Annotated in this window: 16 protein-coding genes and 1 pseudogene; 10 read left to right on the top strand and 7 right to left on the bottom strand. The window is 64.6% G+C overall.

Annotation, left to right across the window (positions count from 1 at the left end; translation table 11 throughout):
* The first annotated feature begins 402 nt into the window (after positions 1-402).
* The 4 genes and pseudogenes from W823_RS36295 to W823_RS36280 all read left to right on the top strand — a co-directional run bounded on the left by W823_RS36295 (position 403) and on the right by W823_RS36280 (position 4,095).
* Positions 403-926, top strand: a pseudogene (locus W823_RS36295) (MSMEG_0572/Sll0783 family nitrogen starvation response protein).
* Between the two features lie 10 nt (positions 927-936).
* Entirely contained in the window at positions 937-1,836 is a 900-nt protein-coding gene (locus W823_RS36290) for a carbon-nitrogen hydrolase family protein (RefSeq protein ID WP_023955644.1), read from the top strand.
* Complete coding sequence (locus W823_RS36285; protein WP_023955642.1) at positions 1,829-3,136, top strand: MSMEG_0569 family flavin-dependent oxidoreductase; 1,308 nt, start codon at positions 1,829-1,831, stop codon at positions 3,134-3,136. Before W823_RS36290 ends, W823_RS36285 begins: the two co-directional genes overlap by 8 nt.
* A gap of 41 nt (positions 3,137-3,177) precedes the next feature.
* Positions 3,178-4,095 carry a TIGR03854 family LLM class F420-dependent oxidoreductase gene (locus W823_RS36280; RefSeq protein WP_023955641.1) on the top strand — a complete coding sequence of 306 codons (918 nt, stop codon included), beginning with the start codon at positions 3,178-3,180 and terminating at the stop codon, positions 4,093-4,095.
* A gap of 77 nt (positions 4,096-4,172) precedes the next feature.
* On the opposite strand, the gene W823_RS36275 is transcribed toward W823_RS36280, so the two are convergent.
* Positions 4,173-5,492 carry an HNH endonuclease signature motif containing protein gene (locus W823_RS36275; RefSeq protein WP_023955640.1) on the bottom strand — a complete coding sequence of 440 codons (1,320 nt, stop codon included), beginning with the start codon at positions 5,490-5,492 and terminating at the stop codon, positions 4,173-4,175.
* Between the two features lie 430 nt (positions 5,493-5,922).
* On the opposite strand from W823_RS36275, the gene W823_RS36270 reads away from it, so the two are divergent.
* Positions 5,923-6,807: an NAD(P)H-binding protein gene (locus tag W823_RS36270; protein ID WP_031331544.1), complete on the top strand. Its 885-nt coding sequence runs from the start codon at positions 5,923-5,925 to the stop codon at positions 6,805-6,807.
* Between the two features lie 4 nt (positions 6,808-6,811).
* Here W823_RS36270 and W823_RS36265 read toward each other — a convergent pair whose 3' ends face one another.
* Positions 6,812-7,093 carry a hypothetical protein gene (locus W823_RS36265; protein ID WP_369792578.1) on the bottom strand — a complete coding sequence of 94 codons (282 nt, stop codon included), beginning with the start codon at positions 7,091-7,093 and terminating at the stop codon, positions 6,812-6,814.
* A gap of 241 nt (positions 7,094-7,334) precedes the next feature.
* Between W823_RS36265 and W823_RS36260 the strand changes: the two genes are divergently transcribed.
* Positions 7,335-7,934, top strand: coding sequence for a TetR/AcrR family transcriptional regulator (locus W823_RS36260; protein WP_023955637.1), 600 nt, complete (start codon positions 7,335-7,337; stop codon positions 7,932-7,934).
* Positions 7,935-8,001: 67 nt separating this feature from the next.
* Positions 8,002-9,117 carry an alpha/beta hydrolase gene (locus tag W823_RS36255; RefSeq protein WP_031331542.1) on the top strand — a complete coding sequence of 372 codons (1,116 nt, stop codon included), beginning with the start codon at positions 8,002-8,004 and terminating at the stop codon, positions 9,115-9,117.
* 32 nt (positions 9,118-9,149) lie between these two features.
* Here W823_RS36255 and W823_RS36250 read toward each other — a convergent pair whose 3' ends face one another.
* The 4 genes from W823_RS36250 to W823_RS36235 form a co-directional block, all read right to left on the bottom strand.
* The gene (locus W823_RS36250; protein WP_023955633.1) at positions 9,150-9,557 is read right to left on the bottom strand and encodes a YchJ family protein; all 408 of its coding nucleotides are present in this window, start codon (positions 9,555-9,557) and stop codon (positions 9,150-9,152) included.
* Positions 9,554-10,000, bottom strand: coding sequence for a GNAT family N-acetyltransferase (locus tag W823_RS36245; RefSeq protein ID WP_023955631.1), 447 nt, complete (start codon positions 9,998-10,000; stop codon positions 9,554-9,556). Before W823_RS36245 ends, W823_RS36250 begins: the two co-directional genes overlap by 4 nt.
* A 528-nt stretch (positions 10,001-10,528) precedes the next feature.
* Positions 10,529-13,015, bottom strand: coding sequence for an ABC transporter permease (locus W823_RS36240; protein WP_023955629.1), 2,487 nt, complete (start codon positions 13,013-13,015; stop codon positions 10,529-10,531).
* 17 nt (positions 13,016-13,032) lie between these two features.
* Complete coding sequence (locus W823_RS36235) at positions 13,033-13,803, bottom strand: ABC transporter ATP-binding protein (RefSeq protein WP_023955627.1); 771 nt, start codon at positions 13,801-13,803, stop codon at positions 13,033-13,035.
* 109 nt (positions 13,804-13,912) lie between these two features.
* Here W823_RS36235 and W823_RS36230 point away from each other — a divergent pair, with 109 nt between their 5' ends.
* The 3 genes from W823_RS36230 (at position 13,913) to W823_RS36220 (ending at position 16,883) form a co-directional block, all read left to right on the top strand.
* Positions 13,913-15,163, top strand: coding sequence for a sensor domain-containing protein (locus tag W823_RS36230; protein WP_023955625.1), 1,251 nt, complete (start codon positions 13,913-13,915; stop codon positions 15,161-15,163).
* Complete coding sequence (locus W823_RS36225; RefSeq protein ID WP_023955624.1) at positions 15,151-15,795, top strand: response regulator transcription factor; 645 nt, start codon at positions 15,151-15,153, stop codon at positions 15,793-15,795. Before W823_RS36230 ends, W823_RS36225 begins: the two co-directional genes overlap by 13 nt.
* Positions 15,796-15,869: 74 nt before the next feature.
* The gene (locus tag W823_RS36220) at positions 15,870-16,883 is read left to right on the top strand and encodes an ABC transporter substrate-binding protein (protein ID WP_023955623.1); all 1,014 of its coding nucleotides are present in this window, start codon (positions 15,870-15,872) and stop codon (positions 16,881-16,883) included.
* Here W823_RS36220 and W823_RS36215 read toward each other — a convergent pair.
* Positions 16,880-18,172, bottom strand: coding sequence for an MFS transporter (locus W823_RS36215; RefSeq protein ID WP_023955621.1), 1,293 nt, complete (start codon positions 18,170-18,172; stop codon positions 16,880-16,882). The genes W823_RS36220 and W823_RS36215 overlap by 4 nt on opposite strands.
* Between the last annotated feature and the right edge of the window lie 24 nt (positions 18,173-18,196).

Here is an 18,196-nt window from a genome sequence, read left to right as displayed (position 1 = left end):
ACCTCTCCGGCGACCGGGTCACCGAGATCGATCTCATCGATCTTCCAGTCGGTGTTCAACTCGGTCAGGATTGCGGCCTTGGTTTTCATCGCGGTAACTCTCTGCTCGCGGCCTGGCACTGTGACCCAGTCCCGGACCATGCACTTGCTGTGACCTATGCCACCTTACTGATGAATCAAGCTGCGTGCCGCGAATCGGTCAAGACCGGAAACGCCTGTGGTCAGATACATGTCCGACTGGGCTGAGAGCACCACGAAACAACCTGTTAGTCCCGGCGTGACCATCCGGAAATGGATCGGGCCTGTACTTGGTACAAGGCCTAACGCAGCACATCGATGTGCCGCGCGCCTAGTGAAACCCAAGTCCCGCACTGCCTTTGATCGCACCATGTCAGGAGACGCCATGTCCGATATCGATCAGACCATCGCCGAGAATATCAAGAAGTCTTTGGCTGAGATCCCGCATCCGTCGTTGCCCAAGGGCAGCAACATTTATGGGGGGACGAAGTTGTTCCCGGATTATCAGGCCGAGAACGGGGAAACGTACTTCACGTTGGTTCATGGGATTGCTCATGAGTCGTCGGTGAGCTTCGTGGCGGTGTTGCAGGCGACGCGGGCGTGCGGAAGGGGTTTGAGTCGGCGTTGTATTTTTATGGCCCTGGTGCGATCAACTGTCTGGCGACGCGTGGTTTTCCGACGACGGGTGATTCGGGTTTCCCGGGGGAGCAGAACATCAATGATTCGTTGGCAACGTTCATCGGTGAGGGTGGGACGGTGTATTGCTGTCGGTTCGGGTTGGCACTTCATGGTGGTCGTGAGGAGGATTTGATCGAGGGTGTGATTCCGGCTCATCCGCTTGATGTGCAGGATGCGTTGATTCATTACGCCCGTAAGGGTGCCATCATCAACTCCACGTACATGGTCTGAGGACGCCGAAATGACCATCCTCGCAGGCGTTTCCGCAAACTTCACGCGCGATCTCGACCAGAACTATGCCCTGATCGCCACGCTTGCCGACCAGGCCAGGCAGCAGGGCGTCGACTTCTTGGCCCTGCCCGAGGCGGCGATAGGGGGCTACCTGTCGTCGCTGGGCAATCACGGTGACACCGTCAAGAACACCAATCGGTCACTGCCGCCGGCCATCTCGGTGAACGGACCCGAACTGCAGAAGGTGCAGAGCATCGTCGGCGACCTCGTGGTGGCGATCGGTTTCTGCGAGCTGGCAGACGACGGGGAAACGCGGTACAACGCCGCGGCGCTGCTCGACGGTGGTCAGATCTACGGCACCTACCGCAAGGTGCATCAGCCGCTCGGCGAGAACATGTCGTACTCCGCCGGAGACGGGTATCCCGTTTTCGAGACGCCGTTGGGCCGCATCGGGCTGCAGATCTGTTACGACAAGGCATTTCCCGAAGCCGCACGCGTGATGGCGCTCGACGGTGCCGAGATCATCGCTAGTCTGTCGGCCTGGCCGGCCGCCCGAACCGCTCGCGCCGACAACCTGCAGGAGGACCGGTGGACCTACCGGTTCAACCAATTCGACATCGCCCGAGCCCTGGACAACCAGGTGTTCTGGGTCGCGTCCAACCAGTCGGGCACGTTCGGGTCTCTCAACTACGTGGGTAACGCCAAGGTGGTCGACCCCGGCGGGAACATCCTGGCGACCACTCTGCTCGGCAGCGGTATGGCGGTGGCCGAAGTGGACATCACGGCCGCGTTCGAGCAGATGCGGGGCGGTATGTTCCATCTCCGTGATCGCCGACCGGACGTGTACTCCCGGGTGACCGAACTCGACGAAGCCCGGACCGCGACCTGGCGGGAGTTGGCACATGCCTGAGGCAGCAAAACACATTCCGGTGGTGATCGTCGGCGGTGGGCAGGCCGGTCTCTCGGTCAGCTGGTATCTGGGGCGCCAGGACATCGAGCACCTCGTCGTCGAGGCCAAGACGCCCGTGCACGCGTGGTCCGACACCCGCTGGGACAACTTCACGCTTGTGACACCCAATTGGCACTGCCGACTTCCGGGTTACCCATATGCGGGCTCGGATCCCGACGGCTTCATGAAACGTGACGAGGTGGTCGAGTGGCTGAACGGCTGGCTCGATACCTTCACCCCTCCGCTGCGCACCAACACCCGGGTGACCCGGCTTCGTCAGGCCCACAGCGGCGGTTTCGAGCTGACCTTGCTGTCGGGGGCCGGGTCGGAGACGGTGACGTGTGACGACGTAGTGGTCGCGACGGGCGGATACCCCGTCCCGGTGGTGCCGCCGTATGCCGCTTCTCTGGACCCCGCTGTGGTGCAGCTCCATTCGGAGGAATATCGCAAACCGGAGCAACTCCCCGAGGGAGCCGTACTGGTCGTCGGCACGGGCCAGTCCGGTGCGCAGATTGCGGAAGACCTGCACCTGGCCGGGCGTCAGGTGCATCTGGCGATGGGGAAGGCGCCCCGCGTTGCGCGCTTCTACCGGGGTCGGGATTGCATGACTTGGCTCGCCGACATGGGCGTCTACGACATCGGTGTGCAGGAGTATCCCGGCGGCCAGGCCGCGCGCGAGAAGACCAATCACTACGTCACCGGCCGCGATGGTGGCCGCGACATCGATCTGCGCGAGTTCGCGTCGCAAGGGATGAAGTTGTACGGGCTGTTGGAGAACGGCAAAGACGCAAGGCTCGAGTTCGCGCCGACCCTTCGTGCCTCCCTCGATTCAGCTGACGCCGTGTACAACTCGATCTGCCAGGACATCGACCGGCACATCGAACGCGAGGGCATCGACGCACCGCCGGCGACCCGGTACCAGCCGGTATGGGAACCGGACTCCGAGCCCACCTCGCTCGATCTGACCGAGGCGGGTGTCACCAGCATCATCTGGGCGATCGGCTACCGGCCCGACTACCGGTGGATCGAGGCCAGCGTGTTCGACGGTGCCGGCCGCCCGATGCAGACGCGAGGGATCACTGCCGTTCCGGGGCTCTCGTTCATCGGGTTGCCCTGGATGTACACGTGGGGGTCGGGTCGGTTCCATGGGATCGACCGAGATGCGGCGCATGTCGCGGCCGCGATCATCGACCGGACCCGTCCCGCCACGAACGGCAGCCGGCCGGTGACCGACGGGGCAACACTCGCCACCACACCCTGACGGTTGCTTCGGCCCACGCAGCGATGTGCGACCGTTGGCGGATGAAGGTTCGCATAGGAGTCGGAGTTGTCTCGTCCAAGGACCGGTCGCTCGCGGCAGGTCCCGCCCTGGCGGAGCTCGTCGACGAGTCCGAACGACGTGGCATCGACTCGCTGTGGCTGTCGGATCAGGCCTCATCTGCACATCACGTCGATCCGCTGATCGGGCTGGCCTACGCCGCGGGCCGAACCGAGAAGTTGAAACTCGGCACCGGGGTGCTGGTCCTGCCCGGCCGTAACCCGGCGCTGGTCGCCGCGCAGTTGGCCGGCCTCGCAGCGACCGCTCCGGGCCGGATTCTCCCGGCGTTCGGCGTTCAACCGGCGACGGTGTCCGACCGGACGATGTACCCCGTACCTCCCGGTCAGCGCGGCGCAGTCTTCGAGGAGGCACTCTCCGTGGTGAGGGCGTTGCTCACCGAACCGTCGGTGACCTTCGAGGGCAGCTTCTTTCACCTCGACGAGGCAACTGTGGGCCCGCGCCCAGCAAAACCACTCGACTTGTGGCTCGGCGGGCGCCTCCCGGTCAGCATGAATCGGATCGGGCGACTGGCCGACGGGTGGCTGGGCAGCTTCGTCACTCCCGGCGAGGCCGCAGACTGTCGACGGCAGATCGAAGCCGCTGCCTCAGAGGCCGGCCGGGAGGTGGAGCCCGACCACTACGGCACGAATCTCATCGTCGCACCGCACGGTTCCGACGACACCGCCGTCGACACCGTGATCGCCGCTGTTGCACGTCGGCGAAAGGATCTCGCCGATCCGCAACTGCTGGTGTGCCGGGGCTGGGACGAGGCGCGTTCCGAAGTCAGCCGTTTCGTCGACGCCGGTATCACCAAGTTCGTGGTGCGCCCGGTGGTGCCCGTCGAGTCGATCGCCGAGTTCCTCGACCAGATGGTCGACGAACTGTTGCCTTTGCAAACCTGAGCACCCAACTCGCCTTCACACTATTGAGTTGTCAAAGAGCAGATCCAGGTCACTTGGTGACGGTGTAGGCGAGCGTTCTAGGCTGCTGCCGGTGTGTTGGTGGTCCGGTGATGCGCAGGTATCGGCTTTCGCTCGCGGTCAACACTTTTGGGCGGCGTGAACCACGGATGCCCATCGTTGCCTATGGCGACGGACCATCCGTGGTGGTGGATCATCCGGTGATGGTGCCGGCACAGCAGGACGGTATTGCTGAGGCTGGTGCTCCCGCCGGCTGACCAGTGCTCGATGTGGTGGGCATCGGTCCATCCGGCGGGCCGCCCGCAGCCGGGGAACGCGCACCCACAGTCCCGTGCCAGCAACGCTTTACGGATTGCCGGGGTGACCGTGCGATGCTCGCGGCCGACATCAAGCGGTACCCGCTCGCCGTTCAAGATCATCGACGTCAACGTCGCATCGCAGGCCAGCATCTGCGCCGCTCGGCCACTGACCGGACCCATCCACTGCAACCGGAACGCGGACCGAAACCCCTTGTCGTCGAGGAACCGGGTGTACTCGTCGGCCGACGCGGCCGGATCAGGTGGAGCTGCACCTTCCCCGGCCAACTCGCGGGCATCGACGGTCATCGTCAGATGAGGACGCACACCACCGACCGTGGGCCGATCTTCGGCCTGCAGGTACGCGTCGATCAACCGCTCGAGCCCCTCCGCCATTCGTTGCGCCGTCGATCGCTGGTCAGGTGTGCCATCCTCGCCCGGAATCGGCCGAGTCAGGGGGTCCAGGCCCGTCAACAGTTTCTCGCCGAGAATCGCATCGACATCGAACCTGCCGCGCATCCGTCCATCGGGACTCTGGCCTAGCGACAGAGTGTTCAGCTCGTTGTTCTCCGCCACCGGCACGCCACCGGAATCAACAGCCAGGGCGAATGCGTCTCCCCGGGCTCGTTCCCCGATCTCGGTAGGCGTTGCACCAGACCACGCCTGCCCCAACAGACGATTCACGCATGCTTCACGCGCAGGGCCAGGCAACTGCGCGACAGCACGTTCCACATGTGCGATACCCCGCACGATCGCATCGACCTGCTCGCCTGAGAAATCACCGTCCGCAGCGTGATCGGCCACCCGGGGCAGCGACACCAACGCCCGGCCGACCCGCACCATCCGGTGCGCGCACCCCGGCGCCAGCCCGCCGGCCATCAGCAACGACGCGGTGGACGACTCACCAGATCTCTTGGCCACGCCCCGACGGTCCAGTGCGCCCACCCACACCGACAAGACGTGATCAACGAGATGGCGAATCTTGATCAACGCCACCACCTGTCCGGCCAATTCATCATCGGCCTCAGGTGGTGGCCCCTGCGCGACCACAGCCATCGCTGTGCGGATTCCCCCGATATCCATGACGCAACGATAGAACAAACGCACCGTTCGCACAAGTGTTCGAAAGAGCTAATTTTGTTGCCGCCCAACATCTTTGGGGGACTGGCAACTCCGAACTGTCCAGTCTATCGACCGGGTCTGACATGTTGCCGGTGCAAGCGGTGCGTGACAGTGTGGCTCTAAGGCATCAAGGGGTCCCGTCACTTGTGGCCGGATAGCCGTTGTCGGGCGCCTCTGCACTCATCGGTCGGGCGGATCGATTGCCCGGTGACCCTCCCAAGTCGTGCCCGTGCCGCCCCGCGCTGGCCAACCGCTCGGCCGGAAGAGACTGGCAGAAGCAGACATTCGGATCAGGAAGCCAACGTTCAGCCTGCCCGTTTGCTGAGGTAACTGATTTGTCGGTGCTGTGTTGCATCATGTCGACACGCGAGTGCAGAAGGAAGGTGACGTCATGACGATTGTGGTGACAACCCCAACCGGTCGGGTCGGGTCGCGAGTGACGCAGCTGCTCATCCAGGCTGGGGTACGTCCGAGATTGCTGGTGCGGGATGCCGCGAAAGTCCCAGCTGCAATACATACAAAGGCGGACATCGTCGAGGTGGATCTCGGCGACGCCCCCGCGGTCGCGCGGGCCTGCTCAGGGGCGCGGGCTCTCTACTGGGTCGATCCACCGACCGACGACGATGACCCGGTCGCGGGGTACGACCGCATGGGTGCCAGCGCCGCCCGCGCCATCGTGGAATGCGGCATCGAGCGCGTGGTGTTCCAGAGCAGCGTGGGCGCAGAGGCAAGGCATGGTTTCGGTGAGATCGACGGGCTGGGGAAGACCGAGGACCGCCTCGACGGCACTGGCGCTGCTGTCACTCACTTGCGATGTGGGTATTTCTTCACGAACTTGTTGATGGACTTGGAGAGCCTACGGAATGGGGTTCTCGCCACCACGCTGCCTCTCGACCAACGGATTTCGTTTGTCGACCCCCGGGACGTCGGGGATGTTGCTGTCGCCCGACTCTTGTCGGACGATTGGGCGGGACGCCACACGCAAGGCGTCCTGGGTCCGGCCGACTTGTCGTTCAGCGAGGTTGCAGACATTCTCTCCACCGCGTCGGGCCGCGAGATCGTTGCCCAGCAGGTATTGGATGATGTTGTGGCACAGCAACTCGCGAACTTCGGAATGACGGCTGCCCAGGTGCACGGGGTTGTCGGCATGTTGCGCGGCTTCCGCGGCGACTTCTTACCGGAGAACCGTCGCGACGTCATCAGCACCACCCCGACCACGCTGGAGTCGTGGGCATATTCGGTACTGCGGCCGGCCTTGATCGCGATGGACGAGTGATGGGTCAGTCCGCGTCTGCCAAGGCGAACTTGTCCACGAAATCGTCAGCGGGCGGAATGGGGGTGATGACATCGATCAATACGCCGTCCGGCCCGTCGACAATGAAGTGACGTTGTCCGAAGTCCTCTGAGCGGATGGGCAGCGACGCGGTCAGCGGGCCCTCGGTGACCAGGCGCCGGTACTCCGCGTCCACATCGTCCACCTCCAGGTTGATCAGGAGCCCGGCTGCCGGCCGGTTGCGGTGTTCCGTGGGGATGGTCTCGTGGCCGGCGTCGAGAACGGCCAACTCGAACGAGTCGCGAACGAGGCTTACGTACCAGTCGGCTTCGAACGTCGTCTCGAAGCGAGGTGGGTGCGGAAGAAGGCCGCGGTGGTGGCCACGTCATCGGTCATGAGTACGGGATACAAGCTGGTGATCGCCATGGTGATCTCTCCTATAGATACGTTGTGTATGTAAACGGACTCCTTTATACATACACGGAGAATGTATAGTCGGCAACAAGTCCCGAACGAAAGGTGCGACAACGATGCCGCGCGCGACCAAAGAGCAGAGTGAGAAGACCGCGGCACGGATCTTGGCAACGGCGCGAACAGCTTTCGCCGTTCAGGGGTATGCCGCGGTCGGGCTCGAGGACATTGCCGCGACGGCCGGTGTCACCAGAGGGGCTGTCTATCACCACTTCCAGAGCAAGACGGGGCTCTTCCGGGCAGTCCATACCGAGACACAGCGACGTGTTGGGATCGCCGTCGACCACGCGACCGCGGGAATCGATGACTCGTGGCGGGCGCTTGAAGTCGGATGCCGTGCATTCCTGGAAGCGAGTGTCCGCGACGACGCGAGGCAGATCATGCTCATCGACGCTCCCGCCGTCCTGGGCTGGGACACCTGGCGCGCGGAAGACGCGAGCAACTCGGGCCGTATGTTGCTCGACGTGCTGGCCGAACTCGAGTCGGCCGGCCTGCTAAAAGTGATGTCGGTAGGAGCGTGCCACGCACTGTTGACCGGCGCCATGAACGAAGCGGCACTGTGGATTGCGTCCACTACCGATCGGGACGCTGCGCTGGCAGATGCATGCAACACGCTCGTGCGCATGCTCGATGCGCTGAGGACCCGGCCGACACCATGATCGGACGACAAAGGTGTCGACGTAGCGACTTCGGCCCCGATCCCCGGCCGGCCTTAGGATGGGCGACATGGTGATGGCTGACCGGCCCGAGGTCCAGACGGCGTCCATGCCGGTTACTGCCCTGACTGTCGTCGGGCTGGCCGAGAGCTTGCTGAACGGCCTTGCCAGAGTGCCGTTTCGACGCCCGTGGCAGGGACCCGGTGGCTTGCTGGACAACCTCGGCCAGTCGGTCACCCGTCAGGTCGTCCGATCGTTCATGGGTTACTCGATGGGGCTGCCCATCGAGGAGTTCAGGTCGATGGAGAAGATCCTCGACGACATCTGCCGCGTCGTCATGCCTCCGTTCATCGAGCTCACCGACAGCGTCGAGATCACACATGACACGATCGGCGGGGTCGACGGCATCTGGTGTCGTGCCAAGGCCAGTTCGGATGCCTACGTGGACAATTGCGAAGACAAGCAGACGATCGGCGCCACGATCCTCTACCTGCACGGCGGTGGATACATCGGCACGTCCCCCATCATGTACGCAGCATTCGCAGCATCGTTGGTGAAGAACACTGGTTATGAGGTGTTCATCGCCGACTATCGGATGGCACCGGAGTTCCCGTTCCCGGCCGGTGTGCACGATGCGGCAGACGTCTTCCAAGGTCTCCTCGACCGCGGGGTCGACCCGGAGCACCTCGTGGTTGCCGGTGACTCCGGTGGCGGCGGCCTCGCGACATCCCTGATCTCGTATCTGCATTCCCGATCACTGCCCGTTCCGGCCGCGTTGGCCCTGTTCTCTCCGGAGATCGATCTCGAGCTCGATCATCCGTCGATCACCGACAACGCCCAGTACGACATCCTGCCCTGGAACATTCCGGTGACCCCGTATCTGCAAGGCGTCCAGCCGAACGACGAGCGTGTGTCTGCGGTGTACGCCATGGCAGATCCGGAGTGGTTTCCGCCGACCTTTGTGTGCTGGGGCGGCGACGAGATGTTTCGCGACGGGATCAGGAAGTTCGCCGACGGCTTGGACAAAGCCGGAGTCAAGGTGCACGCGATGGAAGAGCGCGGCATGTTTCATGTGTTCCCGATCCTCATGCCGTGGGCCGAGGCATCCAAGCGCGTGTTCATCGCACTCCACGACCTGGCCGGACGGCACGTCACCCCCGACCACGACGCCGAACAGACCCACTGACGCCGAACAGACCCACTGAGGTGGCCAGGTGGTCAGTCCGGCGCGACCACACCGTCGACGTACACCCAGCGACCTTCGTGCCTCTCGAACCGGCTCCGTTCGTGCAACGTGCCCGCGCCTGAACCTTTGATCCGGTAGAACGCGGTGAACTCCACCTCGCCGACGGAATCAAAGAGCGACCCGTGCAACGTGGACTCGATGTCGAGTCGGTACCACCGCATCGTGGCGTCGAGGTCCAGCACGTCGGGCCGGGTCCGGGGATGCCAGCTGTGCAACAGGTAGTCCGCATCACCCACGGCGAACGCACTGAACCGAGAACGCATCAGCGCCTCGGCGGTCGGCGCCTTACGGACCCGGGACACCAGAGGTCCGCAGCAGTCGTCCCAGATCAGCCCACTGGTACACGGACATCGCCTGGGGCCGGAAGGAGGACGGGTCACCGCACCATCACATCATTGTCGCGGGTGAACCCATGCCGTGAATACAGCGGTATCGACCGCTCGGTGGGGGAAAGAATCACTTTGCGGTATCCGCGATGCTCTGCAGCGCGGAGAACACAGTCAACCAGTTGCGCGCCGATTCCGGCACCTCGGTACTCGGGCCGTACAAAAAGGTGGCCGAGATAGCCCCAGCTGCCGGCCGCGCTGGTCCTGGGGCTCGGCATGCGCGTGTATTCGGTCAGGCACACCATTCCGACGGCCTGGTCCGGTGCGTGCGCAACCCAGACCGTGCGCTGGGGGTCGTCGGTCCATGACCTGACGGCCGCAATGAAACTGGGTTCACCACGCCATGGGCCGATGGCATCGTCAGATTCCTGTGCCCACGACCACCTGAGCTCGGCTACAGCGGATGCCGCAGGGCTGTCAATTATCAGAATCGGCAAGGTTCTAGACCCTTGAGAGACAACCATGCCCGCTCTGTACAGAGCGGGGCATGATGCAAAACCGTTCGATCCGGCTGAGACGGGTTGAACCCGCGGACGCGGATCGGGGCAAGCGTCGGTTCGAGAACCGAATCAGCCTGCGAGGCCGCCGAGGAACTCAGCGTTGTCGATGAGGAACTGGAAGACGTCAAGCAATGCAAGTTCGAAAGTCGAGGTCATGACTTTCCTTTCGTGTTCAGTTGGACCGTGGACGGGTTGACCACGGTCGGATTACACCGCTGCAGTTCTAGAGTGTGAACCCGGATGACATTGTGGCAGCTTCTGCGAGCCACCGCACGACGAGGGCTGCCATAGGCCGTCGGCGGGCTGTGGTGTCCGTAAGGATTCAATAACATTCTGCGGCAACATAAGTCGCGCCGTCTAATGCCCGTGGTAATGCGGAAGTCGCTTCTTTGTCCCTTGTCGGCGGCTCACGGGTCACCTGTTGTGCACAAGGTTTTAACCTACTGTTATTGATCGTGAAACGAGCTAAAGGCCTCTGACCTGGCGCTCAAGGCGTATCGACCGGCGGGCCGTCAGAGTGATGGCGGTGAAGCCCAGCACGGTTGTGGCGCCGACGACGACCCCGAAGGCTGATGGCGAGAAGACGGGGAGCGGTACGCCCGACACCGCGATCGCGATCCCGGCCAGAGGTGGGTAGGCGATCACCGTGCCCGCGAATGCCGCGACCGCCACCGCGATCAGGGACTCGAGACGGATCATGCCGCGTACCTGCCGTGGACCCGCACCGAGCAGTTGCAGCAATGCGAACTCGCGACGCCGCGCCGAGGTCATCAGCACCAGGGTGTTGACCACCGCGATGCCGAGGAAACCCAGCAGCACCGCGAGCGCCACGACGTTCACCGAGTCCTGCGCCCGCTGGTCCTGCCGAATGGCCCCGGCGAATCCGTCGCTCCTCATCACGGTCATGCCACCAGTGGCTACGATGGCCCGCTGCGCCTCGTCGACCCGTCCCGGTGCCGCCGACACCAACACCTGGTCGACCAGCCCGGTTGTCGTGTGCTCACGTACCTGTGCTGCCGGGAGGGTCACGTCGCCGAAGCCGAGACCGCGGTCGTAGGTGGCGACAACCCGTGGTGTGATCACAGCGCCATCACCCATCCGCAGCGTCACGGTGTCTCCGACGTCCGCGCTCATCGCCGACGATGCGTCGCGGCTGAGCGCCACCGCGCCGTCGGTCAGCTGCTGAAGGTCGCCCTCCCGGACATCGAGATCCATCGTGGCAGTGGCGCTCGCGGCGTCGATGCCTTGCACGGGATACGCCTCGGTGGTCGGGGCCTCGGAACTGTCCGTGGTGAACAGGGCCTTGGTGTGGATGATCGGGTTCACCGCACGCACGACGTCCATCGAGTCGATCGTCGCGGCGAGTTGGGGGCTGATGCCGCCGGGGCCGGTCACGACCAGATCGGCCGTGGTGCCGCTCTCGGATTGGCGTTCGGCTGCTGCGGTCACCGTGCTCTGGCTGAACAGTTGCACCGCCCCGATCGCGATCGCCAACGCCAGCGGCGTGATCGCCGCGGCAAGCCGGCGTCCATGGGCGTTGAGGTTGGCGGCCGCCAACACCGGCCCGGCCGAACCGGTGCGCAGCATCGGGCCGGAGACCACGCGCATGGCGCCCGAGACGAGGGCCGGACCCAGAAGGGCGAGAGCGATGACGAGGAGAACCGCAGACCCCCCGGCACCGGCCATCGCCGCAGGTCCGGGGATGAAGGCAGGCAGGGTTGCAGTCACCAGCCCGCTCACCCCGACCGCCAGTCCGAGGATCACGCGGGTCCGGCTCAGCTTCTCCGGCTCGACCGCCGACTCGCGCAGCGCATCGATGGGGTCGAGGCGAGCCGGTCGTCGAGCGGAGACAGCCGCAGCGAGCCGGGCGGTCGCGACCGCAGCGGCGACTGCGACAAGAGCCGGGACCGGTCCGTAGGTCAGCGCGAAGTCCGGCGGCACGATGCCGGCGTCGGCGAATCGGCCCCGCAGGACACCGGCCAGCAGATAGCCGGGTGCCACTCCTAAAAGAGCCGCCACACAGGCGATGGCCCACGTCTCGGCGCCGATCAGTTTGTGTATCTGACGCGGCGTGGCGCCGGTCGCCCGCAGCAGCGCGAAGTCGTGGCGGCGCTGCTGGACCGACAACGACAGCGTGCTCGACACGACGAACACAGCGATCATCAAGGCCACCCCGGCAAGTGCCGAGCTGAGCGCCACCAGCTCGGCGCGCGCCGCGCCGATGTCGACGTACTCGGCGTCCGCACGTGCCGGACCGGTGTAGGTGTCCACCTCCACTCCGGGCAGGTGGTCACGAACTCGGGAGGCGAGCGTCTCGGCGTCCACCCCGTCCTGTGCGATCAGACCGACCGTCGCCACCGTGCCGGTATGCGGCCAGAGTTGCTGCATCTGAACGTCGTTCAGGAACACCGTCGCCGGGCGGCCACCGGGTTCGGATGTGGATGTGCCGGCCACACCCACCACGGTGTACGCGTGGGCGACTCCGCCGTGTCGCAGCGTCACCTTCTGGCCCAGGTCAGTTGCACCTGTCATCACCACCTCGTCCGGTCCGGCCGGTGGGTGGCCGGCTGTGATGCTGTACGGCGCGAGAACCGCCGACGACCATCCGTGCGCATCGAACGCGCGCCCGTCGTCGTCTGTGAGGGGAGCGCTGATGTCGCCGACCGCCGACCGGACGCCGGGTAGCGCCGAGAGTTCGGCGACCGTCGATTCGGGAAGCCGCGCGCGTTCGATGTAGGGCTGGTCGACGTCCTCGGTGATGTCGAGTGATTGCGGAGCCCCGACCACCACGTCGGCGCCGGAAAGGCGGTGCGGTGTGACGCCTCCGCGTATCCCGGACTCGAACAGCACTCCGAGTGCGCACACCAAGAGGGCGGCGGAGAAGACCGTGACGAATACGGCCGTGAAGCTGTTGCGATGTTCTCTCAGGTTCGCGGCAGCGATGCTGCCCATGCGTGAATGTTGCATCGTCACCACTGCCCGAGGTCGGTGAGCGACTGAGCGATGGCCTCGGCGGTCGGTCCTTCGAGGTGGCCGGCCAGGCGGCCGTCGGCGAGGAACAAGACGCGGTCGGCTTGCGCCGCGGCGATCGGATCGTGAGTGACCATCACCACCGTCTGTCCCAATTCGGTAGACGCACCGCGCAGGAGCCCGAGGATCTGATGACCGGTCCGGCTGTCGAGCGCTCCGGTGGGTTCGTCGGCGAAGATGACACGCGGTCGGGTGATGAGCGCACGCGCGATGGCGACCCGCTGTTGCTGCCCGCCGGAGAGTTCGGCGGGACGACGTCGGCTCATCTTCGCGAGCCCCACCGACGCCAGCGCGTTCTCCACGCGCGCGCGATCAGCGGTTCGGCCGGCCAGCAGGAGCGGCAATGTGACGTTCTGCTCCACGGTCAGCGACGACAGCAGGTTGTAGGCCTGGAACACGAAGCCGATGTGGTCGCGTCGGAATGTGGTGCGCGCCTTCTGCTTGAGGGCGCTGATCTCGGTGTCTCCCAGCCAGATCGAGCCACTGGTGGGTTGGTCGAGTCCGGCAGCACAGTGCAGGAACGTGCTTTTGCCCGAGCCGGACGGGCCCATGATCGCGGTGAATCCCCGCGGCGGCAACGTGAGACTGACGGAGTCCAGCGCGGTGATCTGGCCACGGCCTGATGAATAGCTTTTGGTGACGTTGTCCAGGCGCAGCGCGGGTGTCGGCGTCAACGATTTCAGGGGTTGAACGGGTGCTGTTGAAGTCATGTCAGCAACGCTATGAATCAGCGAGCCACCGGACCATCCCGCTGGCCACCCAACCAATGGTGTAGCCCGCTATACCGTTTTCGCGCGGTGGTTACGGCATCCTGGAGCGATGAGTCGAAGCGAACAGGCCGCGAAGTGGTGGCGGGCATGTCGTTTCTTGATGGTCGAAGGCGCCGCGGCGCTGGTGTCGTTGGTGTTCGTGTTCGGCGCGCTGATCATCGCGCCGTTGCTGATCCTCTTCGTCGGATGGCTGCTGGTTCCCGCTTACGTGCGGGTGTCGCGCTTCTGGGCGGGCGAGGCGCGTCGTCGCACCGGGCGCTACACCGGCGTCGTGATTCCGGAGCGATACCCTCCGATGGAGGATCGCCTGGGATTCAGCGATCTACGAACCATGTTGTGGTCATCGCCCTTTCGCCGCGACCTGGCATGGGTCAGCGGCCACGCATTCGCTGCACTCGTCGCAGGGTTCGTTGCCGTGGTCCTGCCGCTGGCGGCCATCAACTCGATGTTGATTCCGGCGTACTGGTGGGCGATGCCCGCCGACGAGCCGGTGGGAAACATCTATCTGGTCACGTCGTGGCCCTTGGCCGCCACCATGCCGTTCATCGCGCTCGCCTACACGGTGATCGCGTGGTGGCTGATCCCTGCGCTGGCACGTGCAATCGCGGGCATGGCCACCAAACTCCTTGCACCAAGGCGTGAAACCGAACTGACGCAACGGGTTACGGCGCTGACCGAAAGTCGTGCCGCGGCGCTCGATGCACACGCCGCCGAATTGCGGCGCATCGAACGCGATCTGCACGACGGTGCCCAGAATCGGTTGGTCGCGGTGGTGATGATGCTCGGTCTGGCTGAACGTTCGCTGCGTGTCGACCCCGAACAAGCTCTACCGCAACTGCTTCGGGCGCAAGACGCCGCATCCGATGCCCTGTCGGAACTGCGGACCCTGGTGCACGACATCTATCCGCCGATCCTCGATGAGCTCGGCCTCGAAGGGGCAGTCGCAGCTCTGGCCGGACGCTCCTCGATCACCTGCGTCCTGGATGTGCGGAACCTGCTGCGTGCACCAGCCGCGGTGGAAGCTGCCGCCTACTTCGTGGTGGCCGAAGCGTTGACCAACGTGGCCAAGCACAGCGGCGCCGAGACCGTGCACCTGACCATCAGCACTCGCGGCGACGACAACGGGAACACGATGGTCATCACTGTTGTCGACGACGGCCGCGGCGGGGCCGAGGAGACCGCGGGTAGTGGGCTGTCGGGAATTCGCCGCCGCGTGGCAGCATTCGAGGGAACGATGACGTTGAACAGCCCTGCAGGCGGGCCGACAGAACTCGAAGTGGAGCTCCCATGCGGATTTTGATCGCCGAGGACGACTCCCTGCTGCGGGAGGGGCTCGCGCTGCTGCTGCGTAGCGTCGGGATCGAGGTGACCGCTGCGGTCGCAGATGCCGAGCAGTTCCTCGAGTCGTTTGACGCGGACCCGCCCGACGGCGCAGTGCTCGACGTCCGCATGCCGCCGACGTTCACCAACGAGGGATTGAAGGCGGCCATCGAGGCACGCCGCCGGGTCGCCAACTTCCCCGTGCTGGTCCTGTCCGCCTACGTCGAGGACAGATACGCCGGCGAACTGCTGGCGGGCAGTGCGTCGGGGGTGGGGTATCTGCTCAAGGAGCGGGTCGGCAAAGTCGAAGAGTTCGTCGACGCGCTCGAACGCGTGGTCGCGGGCGGAACGGTGATGGACCCGGAAGTGGTGTCGCAGTTGATGAGCCGTCGCCGAGCCGACGACCCGATCCGATCGCTCACCCCTCGCGAATCGGAGGTGTTGCGGTTGATGGCCGAAGGCCTCGGAAACGCCGACATCGCTCGGAAGCTGGTGGTCAGCGACACCGCGGTGAGCAAACACATCGGCAACATCTTCGCCAAGCTCGGACTGACCACCTCCGACACCGGACACCGGCGAGTGCTCGCGGTGCTGGCTCACCTGCGGTCATAGAGACGTTGACCCCGCCATCGGTCAATAAGTTAGGGTGACCATACTTAACTGACGCTCGAGAAGGTGGCTTTGGGATGTATGTGATGAATCGTCGGCAGATGTTGACGTTGACCTTGACCGCGGCAGCCGGCGTTGTGGTTGCCGGATGTTCGTCGAGCAGCGACTCAACCGATTCGGACGTCGCCGTGTCCGCCGAGCCCGGCGCATTCCCGGTGACCATCGACCACGTCCACGGCTCGACGACCATCGAACAAGCACCCACACGCATCGCGGTGGTCGGAATTGGCGACGCGGACGTGCTCTTGTCGCTGGGTGTCATTCCTGTGTTGGTCCCGGTGTGGACCGGATCCACCGATGACGGAATCGGGCGGTGGGCCGAGCCTCGCGTGGCCGGCGCAGATCCCGAAGCGCTGGAGAACGCGACCTCTGACTTCAGTATCTCCGCAGTGGCAGCTGCGCAACCCGATCTCATTGTGGCAGTGAACAATGCGATCGACGCATCGACCTACGGGCAGTTGTCCGGTATAGCTCCGACGGTGTTGCATGCGGCCGATCAGACCGACTGGGTGTTGCCGTGGCAAGACGTCACCAACCGGATCGGCGCCGCCGTCGGGCTGCCCGGGGCTGCCGCGCAGGCTGTCGAGGACACCGAGAGCCTCATCGTCGAACGGCGCGAACAGAATCCGCAGTTCGTCGGGCGCACCGCCACCGTGGTCGCTCGGTGGGCCGATGGCAATCTTCGTGCGTACAGCCCTTCGTCCGCGCGTGCCCAATTGCTGACGGGATTGGGGTTTGTGCCACCCGTCGGGATCGCCGACAAGTTCGGTGACAAACTCTACGTCGACATCTCGGCGGAAAACGTCTCGTTGCTCGAGTGCGACCTGCTGTTGTTCGACAACTGGGAACGGGCAAGGGTTCAGATGGAGGCATCGCCGCTGTTCATGGGACTGGATGTGGTGCGCTCGGGTGGGCTCGTCAAGCTGGATCCGATTGTCTCCGATGCGGTGTCGATGCCGAACCCGTTGACCATCCCGTTTGTTCTCGACGCTTTCGTCGACCAGATCAACGAGGCGCCGATCTGGACCTAGACGGCAATCGCTACCGGTCCGGCGTCAGGGTGACGCCGGTACCACAGCATGAGGCCGCCGACGGCGCCGGCCACCGCCGCCGTCACGGCGCACCACACCAGCGCCGTCGCGAGGTCGGCCTCTGATGTCAGGTCGTACAGGCCCCCGACTCCGACAGAGGCGATCAGGCACCCGAGACCGGCGATGCTGTTGAGCATTCCGAAGTGCGCGCCCAGATTGTGTTCTCCGGCAAGGGCTGCGACGGTGTCGCGCATCGGGGGCACCATCAACATCTGGCCGATGTGGAGCAGTGCAACCCATCCGGCGACCGCGGCGTATTGCCATGCGGTCTTGTGGGTGAGCCCGTCTGCGGCGGCAGGCACAAGGAATGACACTGCCATCACGGCGAGACCGCCGACCACCGACCGGGGATGGCCGAGGCGATGAACGAGCCGGACCACCGGTCGTTGCCAGACGATGACCATCAACGCTGCTGCGGCATAGAACCAGCCCAATGCGCTCTGGTTGCCGGCGATGCTCTCGAGTTCAGCGGGCAGCATCAGATACAACAAGCTGTACGCCGACAGCTGCGCCGCGCACAGTGCGGCGTAGGCAAGAAAAGCCCTGTGCGACAACACCGACCGCCATACTGTCCGCAGTCGCCGATCCGGTGTCACCACGGTCCCGGGTTCCACCCCCGAAGTTGTCACGGACGCAGGGAACCAGCAGAAGAATGCGACCCACAATCCCGCGAAGAGCACCGCGGCCGAGCAGGTGGTCCACGCGAATGGAACGCCGAGCAAAGCTGCGCCCAGGAGTGGCCCGAGAACGGTTCCGGTGCGGCTGCACATCTGCTCGAGGCCGAACAGCTCGGTGCGGCGCATGATGTTCTGCCGCTCCAGCAGCGCACCATAGCTGGCATTTGCCGCTTCGACCGCAGGCGCGAACAGGGCGGCCGCCAACCCGATGAGCAGCACGCCGACAACAACTCCGACAAGGGATTCGGCGAAACCGACGGCGATGAACCCGACGATTCGCACGGCGATTCCGATGAGGACGATCCGCCTGACACCGAACCGGTCGGCAAGGCTGCCACCGACGAAGAACATCCCCTGCTGGGAAGCCATGCGCAGACCGAGAATCAGCCCGACGATCCATGCCGCAAAGCCGAGACCCTCAGAAAGGTGAACGGCGAGAAAGGGCACCACGAGATAAAAGCCGATGTTGAACAGCACCATCGAAGCGAGCATCAAACGCACGGGAGCGGGCAAGGCGGCCACCCGTCGCAGGCCCGCCGGCACACCGATCACCAAAGCACCTGCATCTCGCTCTCG

This window comes from Williamsia sp. D3 (genome assembly GCF_000506245.1).
In the GTDB taxonomy this organism is placed as follows: Bacteria; Actinomycetota; Actinomycetes; order Mycobacteriales; family Mycobacteriaceae; genus Williamsia; species Williamsia muralis.
Note: the sequence above shows the minus strand (reverse complement) of the source record. Positions and strands in the feature narration are given on the sequence as shown.

What these genes read in the sequence shown, in the direction of transcription:
- W823_RS36280 (WP_023955641.1), top strand. Translation starts at nt 3,178, where the DNA reads ATGAAGGTTCGCATAGGAGTCGGAGTTGTCTCGTCCAAGGACCGGTCG.
- W823_RS36230 (WP_023955625.1), top strand. Translation starts at nt 13,913, where the DNA reads ATGAGTCGAAGCGAACAGGCCGCGAAGTGGTGGCGGGCATGTCGTTTC.
- W823_RS36255 (WP_031331542.1), top strand. Translation starts at nt 8,002, where the DNA reads ATGGTGATGGCTGACCGGCCCGAGGTCCAGACGGCGTCCATGCCGGTT.
- W823_RS36275 (WP_023955640.1), bottom strand. Translation starts at nt 5,492, where the DNA reads ATGGATATCGGGGGAATCCGCACAGCGATGGCTGTGGTCGCGCAGGGG.
- W823_RS36270 (WP_031331544.1), top strand. Translation starts at nt 5,923, where the DNA reads ATGACGATTGTGGTGACAACCCCAACCGGTCGGGTCGGGTCGCGAGTG.
- W823_RS36260 (WP_023955637.1), top strand. Translation starts at nt 7,335, where the DNA reads ATGCCGCGCGCGACCAAAGAGCAGAGTGAGAAGACCGCGGCACGGATC.
- W823_RS36225 (WP_023955624.1), top strand. Translation starts at nt 15,151, where the DNA reads ATGCGGATTTTGATCGCCGAGGACGACTCCCTGCTGCGGGAGGGGCTC.
- W823_RS36290 (WP_023955644.1), top strand. Translation starts at nt 937, where the DNA reads ATGACCATCCTCGCAGGCGTTTCCGCAAACTTCACGCGCGATCTCGAC.
- W823_RS36220 (WP_023955623.1), top strand. Translation starts at nt 15,870, where the DNA reads ATGTATGTGATGAATCGTCGGCAGATGTTGACGTTGACCTTGACCGCG.
- W823_RS36240 (WP_023955629.1), bottom strand. Translation starts at nt 13,015, where the DNA reads ATGGGCAGCATCGCTGCCGCGAACCTGAGAGAACATCGCAACAGCTTC.
- W823_RS36235 (WP_023955627.1), bottom strand. Translation starts at nt 13,803, where the DNA reads ATGACTTCAACAGCACCCGTTCAACCCCTGAAATCGTTGACGCCGACA.
- W823_RS36285 (WP_023955642.1), top strand. Translation starts at nt 1,829, where the DNA reads ATGCCTGAGGCAGCAAAACACATTCCGGTGGTGATCGTCGGCGGTGGG.